The sequence below is a fragment of the Dysosmobacter welbionis genome (genome assembly GCF_005121165.3).
GTDB classification, from domain to species: domain Bacteria; phylum Bacillota; class Clostridia; order Oscillospirales; family Oscillospiraceae; genus Oscillibacter; species Oscillibacter welbionis.
In genome coordinates this window covers 1,840,027-1,853,091 of sequence record NZ_CP034413.3, presented here as the reverse complement: position 1 = coordinate 1,853,091, position 13,065 = coordinate 1,840,027, and the positions used below count along the sequence as shown (strand labels likewise).

Annotated in this window: 13 protein-coding genes and 1 pseudogene; 5 read left to right on the top strand and 9 right to left on the bottom strand. The window is 62.6% G+C overall.

Annotation, left to right across the window (positions count from 1 at the left end):
- Positions 1-169 precede the first annotated feature (169 nt).
- A complete protein-coding gene (locus EIO64_RS10005; RefSeq protein ID WP_158629763.1) occupies positions 170-2,173 on the top strand; it encodes a sulfatase-like hydrolase/transferase in 2,004 nt (667 codons plus the stop codon).
- A 180-nt stretch (positions 2,174-2,353) separates the two neighbouring features.
- On the opposite strand, the gene EIO64_RS10000 is transcribed toward EIO64_RS10005, so the two are convergent.
- The 5 genes and pseudogenes from EIO64_RS10000 to EIO64_RS09985 all read right to left on the bottom strand — a co-directional run bounded on the left by EIO64_RS10000 (position 2,354) and on the right by EIO64_RS09985 (position 5,383).
- Complete coding sequence (locus EIO64_RS10000) at positions 2,354-3,091, bottom strand: type 1 glutamine amidotransferase (protein ID WP_136891283.1); 738 nt, start codon at positions 3,089-3,091, stop codon at positions 2,354-2,356.
- Between the two features lie 4 nt (positions 3,092-3,095).
- The gene (locus EIO64_RS09995; RefSeq protein WP_021750809.1) at positions 3,096-4,424 is read right to left on the bottom strand and encodes a Mur ligase family protein; all 1,329 of its coding nucleotides are present in this window, start codon (positions 4,422-4,424) and stop codon (positions 3,096-3,098) included.
- Complete coding sequence (locus tag EIO64_RS18810; RefSeq protein ID WP_283251943.1) at positions 4,421-4,777, bottom strand: cyclase family protein; 357 nt, start codon at positions 4,775-4,777, stop codon at positions 4,421-4,423. Before EIO64_RS18810 ends, EIO64_RS09995 begins: the two co-directional genes overlap by 4 nt.
- A gap of 128 nt (positions 4,778-4,905) precedes the next feature.
- Positions 4,906-5,052, bottom strand: a pseudogene (locus EIO64_RS18805) (cyclase family protein); the annotation flags it as partial.
- Between the two features lie 109 nt (positions 5,053-5,161).
- Complete coding sequence (locus EIO64_RS09985; protein ID WP_021750807.1) at positions 5,162-5,383, bottom strand: helix-turn-helix domain-containing protein; 222 nt, start codon at positions 5,381-5,383, stop codon at positions 5,162-5,164.
- An 82-nt stretch (positions 5,384-5,465) separates the two neighbouring features.
- On the opposite strand from EIO64_RS09985, the gene EIO64_RS09980 reads away from it, so the two are divergent.
- On the top strand, positions 5,466-5,714 hold the full coding sequence (locus EIO64_RS09980; RefSeq protein WP_021750806.1) for a hypothetical protein: 249 nt from the start codon (positions 5,466-5,468) through the stop codon (positions 5,712-5,714).
- Here EIO64_RS09980 and mnmG read toward each other — a convergent pair.
- From mnmG to EIO64_RS09965, 3 genes are read right to left on the bottom strand one after another with little or no spacing between them, the layout of a single operon-like run.
- Positions 5,699-7,564, bottom strand: coding sequence for a tRNA uridine-5-carboxymethylaminomethyl(34) synthesis enzyme MnmG (gene mnmG, locus EIO64_RS09975; protein ID WP_136891282.1), 1,866 nt, complete (start codon positions 7,562-7,564; stop codon positions 5,699-5,701). The two genes, EIO64_RS09980 and mnmG, sit on opposite strands and share 16 nt — an antisense overlap.
- 15 nt (positions 7,565-7,579) lie before the next feature.
- The gene (locus EIO64_RS09970; protein WP_025545450.1) at positions 7,580-7,792 is read right to left on the bottom strand and encodes a helix-turn-helix domain-containing protein; all 213 of its coding nucleotides are present in this window, start codon (positions 7,790-7,792) and stop codon (positions 7,580-7,582) included.
- Positions 7,793-7,816: 24 nt separating this feature from the next.
- A complete protein-coding gene (locus EIO64_RS09965) occupies positions 7,817-8,029 on the bottom strand; it encodes a helix-turn-helix domain-containing protein (RefSeq protein WP_021750803.1) in 213 nt (70 codons plus the stop codon).
- A gap of 104 nt (positions 8,030-8,133) precedes the next feature.
- Between EIO64_RS09965 and EIO64_RS09960 the strand changes: the two genes are divergently transcribed.
- Positions 8,134-8,289 (top strand): hypothetical protein, encoded by a 156-nt coding sequence (locus tag EIO64_RS09960; RefSeq protein ID WP_155979409.1) that lies wholly within the window; start codon positions 8,134-8,136, stop codon positions 8,287-8,289.
- On the opposite strand, the gene EIO64_RS09955 is transcribed toward EIO64_RS09960, so the two are convergent.
- A complete protein-coding gene (locus EIO64_RS09955; RefSeq protein ID WP_136891281.1) occupies positions 8,286-9,146 on the bottom strand; it encodes a metallophosphoesterase in 861 nt (286 codons plus the stop codon). The two genes, EIO64_RS09960 and EIO64_RS09955, sit on opposite strands and share 4 nt — an antisense overlap.
- A 767-nt stretch (positions 9,147-9,913) precedes the next feature.
- Here EIO64_RS09955 and EIO64_RS09950 point away from each other — a divergent pair.
- Together EIO64_RS09950 and EIO64_RS09945 are read left to right on the top strand one after the other, a co-directional pair.
- Positions 9,914-10,561, top strand: coding sequence for a hypothetical protein (locus EIO64_RS09950; RefSeq protein WP_021751727.1), 648 nt, complete (start codon positions 9,914-9,916; stop codon positions 10,559-10,561).
- A gap of 298 nt (positions 10,562-10,859) precedes the next feature.
- Positions 10,860-12,983 carry a sodium-translocating pyrophosphatase gene (locus tag EIO64_RS09945; protein ID WP_021750796.1) on the top strand — a complete coding sequence of 708 codons (2,124 nt, stop codon included), beginning with the start codon at positions 10,860-10,862 and terminating at the stop codon, positions 12,981-12,983.
- The last annotated feature ends 82 nt before the right edge of the window (positions 12,984-13,065 follow it).

Here is a 13,065-nt window from a genome sequence, read left to right as displayed (position 1 = left end):
GTCAAGAGGTTTCCGCCGCAGTTTCCAATACGATGGAGCAGGGAGACTTTCTTCAAAATCAGATGAAATTTTAGAAAAGAAAAAGAAAAAAGTTCGCAAAAAATTCATGGAATTGCAGAGGGAAAGGCGCTATAATAAAAAATCTATGAAAAGAAAGAAGGTCATTCCGATGCAACAGACATTGCCGCCGGCGGCCGCGGATGCCGAACGGCATCGACAGGAACGCAGAGCGTTCCTGTATCTTCCGCTGCTGGCTTTAGCGGTCACCGTCGTGGTGGAGCTGTTCAATCACAAGAGCTTCACAGATGGGCCCGCCAGCTTTTGGCGCTTTATGACGGAGGAACCGCTGGCATTTCTGGTGAATTTCCTGATTGTACTGCTGACGCTCTGCCCCGCCTTTTTTCTGCGGCGGCGGGCGTTCTGGTGCGCATTGGTGTCCTTCTTGTGGCTGATCTGCGGCGGCGTGAACGGGTTCATCCTCCTCAACCGTATGACGCCCTTCACCGTGGCGGATCTGACGGTGTTTGAAACGGGGCTGGACACGGTCCCCAACTATCTCTCCACCGGCTACATCATTCTGCTGATCGCGGCGCTGGTGCTGGTGGCCGCAGGGCTGGTGCTGCTGTTCTGGAAGGGGCCCCGCAGCAGCTGTCCGCTGCGGACCCGGATTCTCACCGGCATCGGAGCGATGGCGGTCTCCGGCGCCCTGATGGGCGGCGGATGCGCCCTGGCCTTTTTCACAGGCAACCTGTCAGACCAGTTTGCCAACCTGGCCTTTGCCTACGAGGACTACGGCTTTTCCTACTGCTTCCTGCAGACCTGGCTGAACCGGGGGATCCGCCGCCCGGCCAATTACAGCCAGAAGGCGGTGGCGGATATTGTCCGGTCGGTGGAGGAGAAGACGGCGGCGCTCTCCGCCGATCCGCAGACGGATGTGAATGTGATCTTCATCCAGCTGGAGTCCTATATTGATCCATCCATGATCCAGGGCCTGGAGCTGTCGGAGGATCCGGTGCCCAACTGGACGGCGCTGAAGGAAGCGTATTCCTCCGGCTATCTGACGGTGCCGGTGGTGGGCGCGGGCACAGCCAATACAGAGTTCGAGGTGCTTACCGGTATGAGCAGCCGGTTCTTCGGACCCGGGGAGTACCCCTTCCAGACCTGCCTGAAGGATCAGACCGTGGAGTCTGTGGCCTACGACCTGAAGGAAAACGGCTACGCGACCCATGCCATCCACAATCACCGGGCGGCCTTTTACAGCCGGAACGAGGTCTATCCCAATCTGGGCTTTGATGATTTTACCGCCCTGGAGTATATGCCTGCGGTGGAGAAGACGCCCACCAACTGGGCTAAGGACGGCGTGCTGAAGGACCAGATCCTCCAGGCGCTGGATGTGACGGAGGACCAGGCGGATCTGGTGTTCACGGTCTCTGTGCAGGGCCACGGCAAATACCCCATGGAGCCGGAGCTGGAGGACCCGGCCGTCACGGTGGAAGCGTGCCCCGATGAGGCGTACCGCTGGGCTTTGGAGTATTATGTGAACCAGATTCATGAGATGGACGCCTTTGTGGGGGATCTGATCCAGGAGCTGGAGGCCCGGGACGAGCGGACGGTGCTGGTGCTCTACGGCGACCACCTGCCGGCGCTGGGGCTGGAGGCCGAGAACATGGAGAGCAGCAGCCTCTACCGCACAGAGTACATCATCTGGGACAACTTTGGGCTGGAACAGCAGGACGAGCCCCTGGCGGCCTATCAGCTCTCCGCCGCTGTGCTGGGCCGCCTGGGCATCACCACCGGGCTGATGACCGCCTTCCAGCAGACCTGCCGGGAGGAGCCTACATACCGGGCGGACCTGCGGATGCTGCAATATGACGCCCTCTATGGAAAAGGATACTGCTATGAGGGCGAGGCCCGCTACAGACCCACGGAGATGGAGATGGGCATGGTGCCCATCGAGATCACCGGTATGGAGCAGCGGGCGGGGGACTGGTTCATCCTGGGAGAGAATTTTACACCTTACTGTGTGGTGACACAGAATGGGCAGCTGCTGGATACGGAGTATGAGGCCCCCTGGCTGCTGCGGGTGACGGAGGAGCCGAACACCGCGGATTACCGGGATTTGGAGATCAGCGTGGTGGATAAGCACAATGAGGTTTTAAGCAATACGGAATAAAATAAGACCGGGGAGCGGCTTGCAACCGCTCCCCGGTCCGTTTTCCGGGCAATGTCCCCCATGGTCGCGCTTCCCTGCGTCAGTCTGTGGCTGGAGTTGGATGCGCACGGCCCCGGCGGGCCTCTGCAAAAAACAGGACGGCCGCCCACAGGCGGCCGTCCTGGCGGATTCTCCCTGCAATCACTGCCGGGCCTCGGCCCGCAGCTTCAACTGCTCTGCTGTGATGGCGTAGCCCGCCTCTGCATAGGGGAAGGACGGCCGCTCCTCTGGCAGGGAAATGCCCCGCCGGGTACAGATGGCGTCCGCCACAGCCTCCAGCAGCCGGGGGTTCTTTACCAGAACTGGCCCGGTGAGCTCAGAGGCGAACACGTTCTTCCAGTGGAAGCCCTCCGGGCCCTTCTCCGCCTCATTGCCGAAGCCTAGAGAGAGACCGGTGAGCAGCGGCGCCTCCACGCCGCGGATTTGGCCGCACTTGTTCATGAAGCCTACCACGGCCTCCGGAAACAGGGCTGTAACGCCGTACACATCCCCTACGATCCGCCGCTTGCCCTGGACCGTGGTGAAAGAGGCCAGACCGATGCCGGGATACGTGTCCCCGTCCCTGTCGGTGACAGAGGCGCCTAAGAGCTCCATAGCTGTGCCGGCGAACAGCATGGCGGTGCCGTCCTCCGCTGCGGCCTTCACCGCCGCGCCGTACCGGGCGAAGTCCTCCGCCGCAAACCGCTGGGCCCGCTCCGTGCCGGCCCCCATGAAGAGAAAGTCGGCGCCGGTGATGTCCGCGCCCTCCCCCGGGATGACGGCCTGCACCGTGACGGCGCAGCCCAGGGCCTCCAGATACCGCCGCAGGACGGACACATTGGCATAGCTGCCGTAAAGGCTCATGAGATCCGGATAAAAGTGGATGATCTTCAGTTCCATGTCCTCACGCCTCCTTTACCACCTGGGAGAGAATCTTGTCCCGGTCCGAGAAGCAGGTGACCACGTATACGTTTTCACTGCCGTCCGCCTTCAGCTCCGCCGCCGCGGCGGGGATGTCCGCCTGGACCGTGACCTTTTCCCGGGGAATGTCCGTGAAGGAGAACCGCTCCGCCAGATCGTTGCAATACCGGCCGGAGAGGATGATCCGCTGCACCTGGGGGGCGTTCAGCTGGTCGAAGTCGATGTCCCACAGCCAGCTGGTCTCGCTGGTGAAGTACTTCCGGCTCACCGCGTCCACGATCACCAGGACGGTGCAGGGCTCCTGGGCGGCGCGGATGTAGCGGAGGTTCGTGTCGTAGGCGATGGAGTTCTCATGCTTGCTGGTCAGCAGCATCCCCCGGTGCTCCCCCAGGGTGAATTTCTGCATCCGTCCGTTCTTCAGGATGTAGTTGTTGATGACCCCGGCGGCGGTGTCCGCCGCCACGCCGCACTCCCGGCAGGCGGCATAGGCCGCCAGGATGTTGTAGACGTTGTAGATGCTGCGGAAGGCCAGCTGGATGGTGATGGAGCTGTCGATGGTCAGGGTGCCCCGGCCCAGGTCCAGCGCCGTGGCGGTGTAGTCCGTGGCGGGCTTGTGATGGCCGCATTTCGTGCAGCGGAAAGCGCCGATGTGGTTGTAGTGGACGTAGTCATATTCCATGGGGGCATGGCACACCGGACAGCAGGCCCCGTCGTGGTACACGCCGGTGGGGGACGCGGTGTCGGAGGGGCAGCGGTCCAGGCCGAACCACTTCACCCTGTCCCGTCCCCGGGCAAAGCAGCTGGACAGGGGATCGTCGGCGTTCAGGATCAGCTCCGTCTCCGGATGGAGGGCCGGGAGAATGGCGTCATACACCCACTCCGGATGGCCGTTCCGGGTCAGCTGGTCCCGGTAGAGATTGGTGATGACGAACTCCGTGGGGTGGAAGTAGCGGAAGCTCTGGGCTGCGTACCGCTCGTCGGACTCGATCAGCAGCACATCCGCCCGCACCCGGCCCGTGAGAGACGCGTGGGTCAGCACCAGCGTGGTGACGCCCTCGATCTGGTTGGAGCCCTCTTCATTGTAGACCACGGTTTTGCCCCCGGCCCGCAGGATGGCGGCGATCATCTCCACGGTGGAGGTTTTGCCGTTGGAGCCGGTGACGGCGATGATGTGGCTGGGCAGCTGGACCCGGGCGAGGATATCGGGGCAGATCTTCAGGGCGAATTTGCCGGGCATAGAGCTGCCCTTGCCCACCAGCTTGCCCACGGCGCGGCCCAGCTTGCACACCAGGATGGCCAGAAACTTTCTCAAAGCGCCTCCATCTCCTTTTCCTCCGGGAAGTCCCGGAATTCCGCGATGGCGCGCACCGGCGCGCCGTCGGCGTTCTCAAATTTCAGGGGCAGTGCGAAAAGCATCAGGTCGGTGCGCCCCACGACCTTTTTCAGGCACAGGCTCTCCAGGATCACCAGACCGCCGTCCAGCAGAGTTTTGTGGGCCAGGAACTGCTGATCCCGCAGGGTGTCCACGCTGAGGGCGTCGGTCCCCACGCCCTTGAGGCCGCAGGAAACCAGATATTTGGCCGCCTCCTGGTCCGGCACGGGGAAATCGTCGTCATAATAGGCGCCGGTGCCCCACTTCCGCTCCCAGCCGGTGTAGAACAGCACGAAATCCGCCGAGCGGATGGTCCCGTTCTGCTCCCGGAGGTAGTCGGCGGTGATGACGCTCCGGGCGGCAGGTCCGATACGTCCAGCACCACGGCCCGGCCGCAGAACTGGGAGGCGGGCAGCACCTCCAGCGTAGAGCCCCGGGGAAGCATGTGGGACGGGGCGTCCATGTGGGTGCCGGTGTGGGAGGCGATGGTCAACTGGGTCTCCCGGAACCCGTCCCGGGTCAGGGAGCCGGTGGGCTTGATGGAGGGGGCGGCGGAGCCGGGATACATGGGCATCTCCGGCGTGATGGTGTGGGTCAGGTCGATAATCATGGGCGGGAGCTTCCTTTCCTTCCATGCGGCGGGGCATGGTGCTTTTTCTAAGTTCTGGGAGAGCGGGTCACCGCTGGTCCGAGAGGCCCAGCAGGTAGTCCACGCTTGTTTGAAAATATCCGGCCAAAAAGATCAGCTGTGTGGCGGGGACGTTGATGCATCCGGCCTCGATTGCCTGATAATGGCGCTCGGTTTTTCCAAGCAGCTCGGCCATCGCCTTCTGCGTGATCTTGCGGTCCCTGCGCAGCTGCTTCAGGCGCTGGGAAAAAATAGGCAGAATCACATCCATAGAGGGGTCCCTTTCTATTGACTGATACAAGATCTCGTGTTACAATAAACACGATATATAATATCGTGAAAGGAGGGCGCTTGTGAAAGAAATTTACGAATGGCTCTACGACGAGTACGCAGAGGCGGCGCTGTGCCAGGAGCCGCTCTTCCAGGACCATGTGCTGGAGGAGGTGCTGGCCGCCGCGCCGGAGGACATCCGCCTCGGCCTGTTCGACCAGGTGGCGGGCCTGCGTCTCCAATGGTGTACCGCGGCCTTTGCCAGAGGCCTCCAGCTGGGCCTGGCCCTGGGAGTGGAGCAGGGGCAGGCGCCGCACTACCGCTCCAGATAGATCATCAGCGCCGTCACGTCGGCAGGGCTGACGCCGGAGATCCGGGAGGCCTGCCCCAGGTCCGCCGGGCGGACGGCGTTCAGCTTCTCACGGGCCTCCAGCCGCAGCCCCTGGATGGAGGAATAGTCCAGATCCGGCGGCAGGCGGCGCCGCTCCATTTTTTGGAAGTCCTCCACCTGTTTCTGCTGGCGCTGGATGTACCCCTCGTACTTCACGCTGATCTCCACCTGCTCCGCCACGTCTGCCGGCAGGTCCGGCCGGTCCGGGTCGAAGGGGGCCAGGTCCGCGTAGGTGAGCTGGGGCCGCCGCAGCAGGGCGACCAGGGGACAGCCGTCCGGGGCGTCCGCCGTGCCCTTGTCCGCCAGAAAGGAGGCCAGGGCGGGGGAGGGGGAGACGCCGGTGTGGGTCAGCCGGGCGATCTCCCGGGCCACGGCGTCGTACTTTGCCTCCACGGCCCGCAGCCGCGCCTCCGGCACCAGGCCGATGTCGTACCCCCGGCGGGTCAGCCGCTGGTCGGCGTTGTCCTGCCGGAGGAGCAGGCGGTATTCGCTGCGGGAGGTCATCATCCGGTAGGGCTCGTTGGTGCCCTTGGTGACGAGATCGTCGATGAGGGTGCCGATGTAGCTCTCCGACCGGGAGAGGATGAAATCGCACTCGCCCCGCAGCTTCCGCACGGCGTTGACCCCGGCCGCAAAGCCCTGGACTGCCGCCTCCTCGTACCCGGAAGAACCGTTGAACTGCCCGGCACCGTATAGGCCCGGCACAGCCTTGCACTCCAGAGTGGGGCGCAGGGCCAGGGGGTCGATGCAGTCGTATTCGATGGCGTAGGCAGGCCGGGTCATCACGGCATGGCGCAGGCCCGGCACGCTGCGGAGCATCCGGATCTGCACCTCCTCCGGCATGGAGGAGGAGAAGCCCTGGATGTACAATTCTTCAGTGTTGAGGCCCATGGGCTCCACAAACAGCTGGTGGCGGAGCTTGTCCGGGAACCGGACCACCTTGGTCTCAAAGGAGGGGCAGTAGCGGGGGCCCACCCCCTCGATGACGCCGGAGTACATGGGCGCCCGGTCCAGATTCTCCCGGACGATCCGGAGCGTCTCCTCCGTGGTCCAGGTGAGCCAGCAGACCGCCCGATTCTCCGGCGGGGATTGGGTGCCGTATGAAAAGGGGACCGGCAAGGCATCGCCGGGCTGGAGCTCCATCTCGTCAAAGTCCACGCTCCTGGCGTTGACCCGGGGCGGGGTGCCGGTCTTGAACCGCCGCAGGGGCAGGCCCAGCTTCAGCAGGGAGTCCGTCAGCCGTCCGGCGGCGTGCATCCCGTCGGGGCCGGATTCCTCCACGCACTCGCCCACGATGGTGCGGCCCGCCAGATATGTGCCGGTGGCCAGGATCACGGCCTTCACGGAGAACACCGCCCCGGTGGCCAGCACCACGGCGGAAACCGCGCCGTTCTCCGTGCGGACCTCCACCACCTCGCCCTGGCGGACCGTCAGATGGTCCTGCTGCTCCAGGGTGTGCTTCATGTACTCCTGATAACGCCGCCGGTCCGCCTGGGCCCGGAGGGACCAGACGGCGGGGCCCTTTCCCTTGTTCAGCAGCCGGTACTGGATGCAGCACGCGTCGGCGGCCTTCGCCATTTCGCCACCCAGGGCGTCCAGCTCCCGGACCAGATGGCCCTTGCCGGTGCCGCCGATAGCGGGGTTGCAGGGCATGTTGCCCACCGCATCCAGGTTGATGGTAAAGACGATGGCCTCCATCCCCAGCCGGGCGGCGGCCAGCGCCGCCTCGATCCCGGCGTGGCCCGCGCCGATCACGGCGATATCAAATTGTCCGGCGAGGAATTCGGTCATAAGGTGGAAATCCTTTCATCGGTGTGCATGGGGATTGTCCGTGCGGCCCATCAGCCAGTCCACGGACACATCGTAGAAGTCCGCGATGTGGAGCAGCGCGTCATACCGGGGCTTGGCACCCAGCTCCAGGTCCTGATAGCCCCGGGCTGACAGGTCGACCTCCTTGGCGACTTCTGCCTGGGTCAGCTTTTTCTCTTTACGAAGGACTCGAATTTTATCGGCAAACATATTGGACCTCCCGCAGTTCCTTTTTCAGCGATTCACAGCAGGGTTGTCCGTGCGGCCCATCAGCCAGTCTGCGGACACGCCGTAGAAGTCCGCGATGTGCAGCAGCGCGTCATACCGGGGCTTGGCGCCCAGCTCCAGGTCCTGATAGCCCCGGGCTGACAGGCCGACCTCCTTGGCCACCTCTGCCTGGGTCAGATGGCGATCTTTCCGGAGCTGGCGAATTTTCTCGGAAAACATGCAATACCTCCTTGACACACAGATAACTATGTACCATTCTAATGATAGTACATATAACTGTATTTTTTGCAAGGGGATTTATCATGCAGGAAATACCTGATATCATGGAAGAACTCTTCCTCGCCTGGGGCCCGGCTCCGGACCCGGGCCAGTGGCCGGAGTATCTGCGGGAGGACCCGGTCCGGGGCTATGGGCTGTTCTGCTTTTGCCAGGGCCTTGCCCTGGGCCTGCGGCGCTCGGAAGCCTGCCGCCGGGACTAGCCCTCCGCCCGGCGCAGCGTCAGCACAGCGATTTCCGGGCGGTTGAACACCCGGAAGGAGGGCCCGGAATTCCCCAGGCCCCGGGTGACGAACAGCACGGAGCCGTTTTCTTCATACAGCCCGGCGGTATAGGAGGGAAACAGGTCCAGGTCATGGGAGAACAGCCCGTCCGTCCCGGGCAGGCGGACGATGCCGCCGTGGGCATGGCCGGAGCACACCAGATCCGCCCCCAGCAGGCTGTACTGGCGCGCAAACCGGTTGTTCCGGTGGGCCAGCAGGATCCAGAAGGGGTCGCCGCAGGCGGCGTAGACCTCGGCGGCCAGTTCCTCCGGCGTCTTCTGGTCGGCGTAGCCGTTGGGATCGTCGATGCCCGCCAGGACAATGGTGTCCCCGTTCCGCTCCAGGGGCACGAATTGGTTGGACAACACCGTGACGCCGTTGGCGGTGAGGATTTCCTTCAGCGCCGGCACTCCGCCCACGGCCCACTCGTGGTTGCCGGTGACGTAGTAGGTGGGGGCAATGGCAGAAAGTCCCCGGGCGGTCTCCGCCGGGTAGCCGTCCGCCGGCCCCCGGTACTTGTCCTCCAGATCCCCCAGAAAAAAGATGTACTCCGGCTGCTCCGCGGCCACAGCCGCCAGCAGGTCCGCGTTGTGCGCACCGAACGAGGCGCCGTGGAGGTCGCTGAGGACCACGATCCGGCAGCCATCAAAACCGGCGGGCAGATCGGAAAAGACAGGGTCAAACCGGGTCACCTGCAGAGCGGTGTTGTCCCAGTAGAGAAATCCGGTCAGGCACAGGGCGGACAGGGCCAGCACGGCCAGGTTCCGCCGGGTGCGGCGCTTGGGATGCTTGGGCATGGTGAACGCGGCCTCCTCCGCCGCGGAACGCAGCACGTCCGAGACGTGGAAAAAGCAAATCCGAATGTAGGAAGCGCGGGCGCTGCAAAAAGGCGCCTCCGCAGGCGCGGAGCAGATGCCCGGCCAGTATAATAGCCGCTTCGCGGCTATTATACCATAAATAGTATGGATATGACGAGTGGAAAAATACACAAAGAAGACGGAAATGGCGGGTGGCTTCCGTATGGTTTCGGCCTACTGGGAGAAGAATCCTGCACAAAAACTTTGCAAAAATTTTATGTAAACTGTATATTCCTGCCCTTGCAGACGGCTGCCCACCCTGCTATACTGAATTCTGTAATCCTCAGAGAGAAAGGAGGGAGCAGTATGATGAATTGGAATTGGCGGGATCTCGACGATGTGGACGACCTGATCTTTACGGACGCCGGCTGGAAGCACAGCGAGCGGTGAGAACGGAATCCGATGGAGAGCCACGCCGGAGGCGTGGATTTTTCTTTTTTCGGCCCGGCGCTTGACAGTTTCCGCGGATGTGGTTCGCTCCGCTGACGATATGCAGTTCCCCGGGGAGACCGATCTCCTCTGCCGCCTGGAATGTTCCGGGCGGCATTTTTGCGGCTTTTTCAAAAAACTGTCGAAAAAACGGAAAAAAGTAAAAAATGAATGGCATTTTTCTGAAAACTGTGATACGCTGATACCAGAGAGGAGAGCCTTACGGCTGTGGGCCCTGCGGTGCCGGCGGCCCGTTTGGGAGAAGGAGAGAGGAAGCTATGAAGAGGTGGAGCGTGCTGTTTCTGGCACTGGCGCTGTGGGCGCTGGCCGGGTGCGGCGGGCCCGCCGCGGACGAGGGGGCGGCGGGAGAAGCGCCTTCCGTTTTTGCGGAGGCCTCTGCACCGGATGCGGAGGGCGGTCTGTCCGCCGTCAGGCTGGAGGGTCAGGCCCGTCCCCTGACGGACGAGGAGATCCAGGCGGCCTATTTCCGGGCGGAGGAGGCGTACGGCTGGTTCAGCCTGGAGACGCTGCCCTGCGGAGAGAAGACGCAGACCATAGACGGCTGGCTTTACTATCCGGTGGAGTACCCGGGCATGGAAAATCTGGCAGACCTGCGGGCCTATCTGCGGGGCCTGTTTTCAGAGGAGCTGGTGGATGCGCTGCTGGCCTCCGGCGGAGCCCATCCCCTGTATCAGGATGTGGACGGGGCCCTGTATGTTCTGCCTACCAGCCGGGAGCGGGACGAGTCCAAGGGTCAGGCGGACATCCAGATCAAGCCGTACGGCCAGGCGGGATACTCTGTCATAGTAGAGGTGGATCTGCTGGCAGACGGCGGCTCTACCGTGACAGGGGTGGAGTCCTATGCATTCCCCTATGAATTTCTGGAAGACCGCTGGGTCTTCACCGATTTCCACTTGATCTATTGAGCAGAGCTGGATGGGTTGCAGCTCAAAATCAGAACCATATTGCTGTATACGGCCCTCAGACTGCGGTTTGAGGGCATTTTTCACAAAAAAATTCGCCGGATTTCAGGTCAGGCGTCCTGTAAAGAGGCAATCTGCCCAAATGAATGAAAAGTGGGAGCCAAAAAACAGGAACTTTGTGGAAAACGCGAAAACGTAGCTGTCTGCACGCAAAATTACCTAATATTTTCTTGAAAAATTTCCGGGCTATGTTAAAATATACGTACCGTATACAAATACAACTGCAAAGGAGCGGAGAAACATGGAAGACCTTTTCTGGATCGGATTTGTCGGGGCGGCTATCGCACTGCTCTTCGCGTGGCTGCAGCGCAGCCGCGTGATGTCCTTCTCGGAGGGGAACGAGAAGATGCGGAAGATCGCCGCCTCCATCCGTGAGGGCGCAAACGCCTATCTGAAGCACCAGTACACCACAGTGTTCAAGGTGTTTCTGGTGGTGTTCATCCTCCTGCTGATTATTGCTTTCGGTTCCGGCGGGAAGATGCTCTCGCAGTTCACCCCCTTCGCGTTCCTCACCGGCGGCATCTGGTCCATGCTGGCGGGCTTCATCGGCATGAAGATCGCCACAAACTCCAATGCCCGGACGGCCCAGGCGGCCTCCGAGAGCCTGAACAAGGGCCTGCGGGTGGCGTTCTCCTCCGGTTCCGTCATGGGCTTCACCGTGGTGGGCCTGGGAATGCTGGACATCACGATCTGGTTTTTCCTGCTGCGCTATGCCTTCGGCATCAATGATCCGGTGTCCCTGGGCAATATCATGGTGATGAACGGCATGGGCGCCTCCTTCATGGCTCTGTTCGCCCGTGTGGGCGGCGGCATCTACACCAAGGCCGCCGACGTGGGCGCCGACCTGGTGGGCAAAGTTGAGGCCGGAATCCCCGAGGACGATCCCCGGAACCCCGCCACCATCGCCGACAATGTGGGCGACAACGTGGGCGATGTGGCCGGCATGGGCGCGGACCTGTATGAGAGCTATGTGGGCTCTATCCTGGCAACCTTCGCCTTGGGCGCTGTGGGCGGCTACGGCTGGGGCGGCCTGCTGCTGCCCGTGGCCCTGGCCGTGTGCGGCATCATCTGCTCCATCATCGGCTCCTTCCTGGTGAAGACTAAGGAGAACGCCACCCAGCAGTCCCTGCTGAAGAGCCTGCGGACCGGCACTTACACCGCCGCTGTTCTCTCCGCCATCCTGGCGGCGCCCCTGACCTATTTCATTCTGGATGGGCACATGGGCGTTTATGTGGCCATCCTCTGCGGTCTGATCGGCGGCTGCGCCATCGGCTACTTCACCGAGTATTACACCTCTGATACCTATAAGCCCACTCAGGAGCTGGCGGCCGCCTCCGAGACCGGCTCCGCCACCATCATCATCGGCGGCATCTCCCTGGGTCTGAAGTCCACTCTGACCTCCATCCTGATCGTGGCGGCTGCGGTGCTGGTCAGCTACTTCGCCGCCGGCGGCAGCATGGAGATCGTGGATGAGGCCGGCGCCTTTACTGCGGCCTTCAACCAGGGCCTGTACGGCATCGGCATCGCCGGCGTGGGTATGCTGTCCACCCTGGGCATCACCCTGGCTACGGACGCCTACGGCCCCGTGGCAGATAACGCCGGCGGCATCGCGGAGATGAGCGGCCTGCCGGAGAGCGTCCGGGAGCGGACCGACGCACTGGACTCTCTGGGCAACACCACCGCCGCCACCGGCAAGGGCTTCGCCATCGGCTCCGCCTCCCTGACAGCCCTGGCCCTGCTGGTCAGCTACGTGAACATCGTCCAGGAGAACACGGAGGAGATGCTGAACTTCACCCTGACCAGCCCCACGGTGCTGGTGGGCATGTTCATCGGCGCCATGCTGACCTTCGTCTTCTCCGCCTTCACCATGAGCGCGGTGCAGAAGGCGGCCCAGTCCATCGTGGTGGAGGTCCGCCGCCAGTTCAAGGAGATCGCGGGCATCATGGAGTACAAGGCAGACCCGGACTATGCCTCCTGCGTGTCCCTGTGCACCAAGGGCGCCCTGCATGAGATGGTGGTGCCGGCCCTGCTGGCCATCATCGTGCCTCTGGCTACCGGCCTGGTGCTGGGCCCCACCGGCGTGGTGGGCCTGCTGGGCGGCGTGTCCGTCACCGGCTTTGCCATGGCGGTGTTCATGTCCAACGCCGGCGGTGCCTGGGACAACGCCAAGAAGTATATTGAGGGCGGCCACCACGGCGGCAAGGGCTCCGAGTGCCACAAGGCCGCCGTCGTGGGCGATACGGTGGGCGACCCCTTCAAGGACACCTCCGGCCCGTCCCTGAATATCCTCATCAAGCTGTGCTCCACGGTGTCCATCGTGTTCTCCGGCCTGATCCTGAGCTTCAACCTGATGAACCTCCTGTGAGTTTTCGATTCGGCGCCTCCCGCTTTTGCGGGAGGCGCTTTTTCGCGCCAGCTTTCACTCCGGACGAAAAAAATCACTGCCC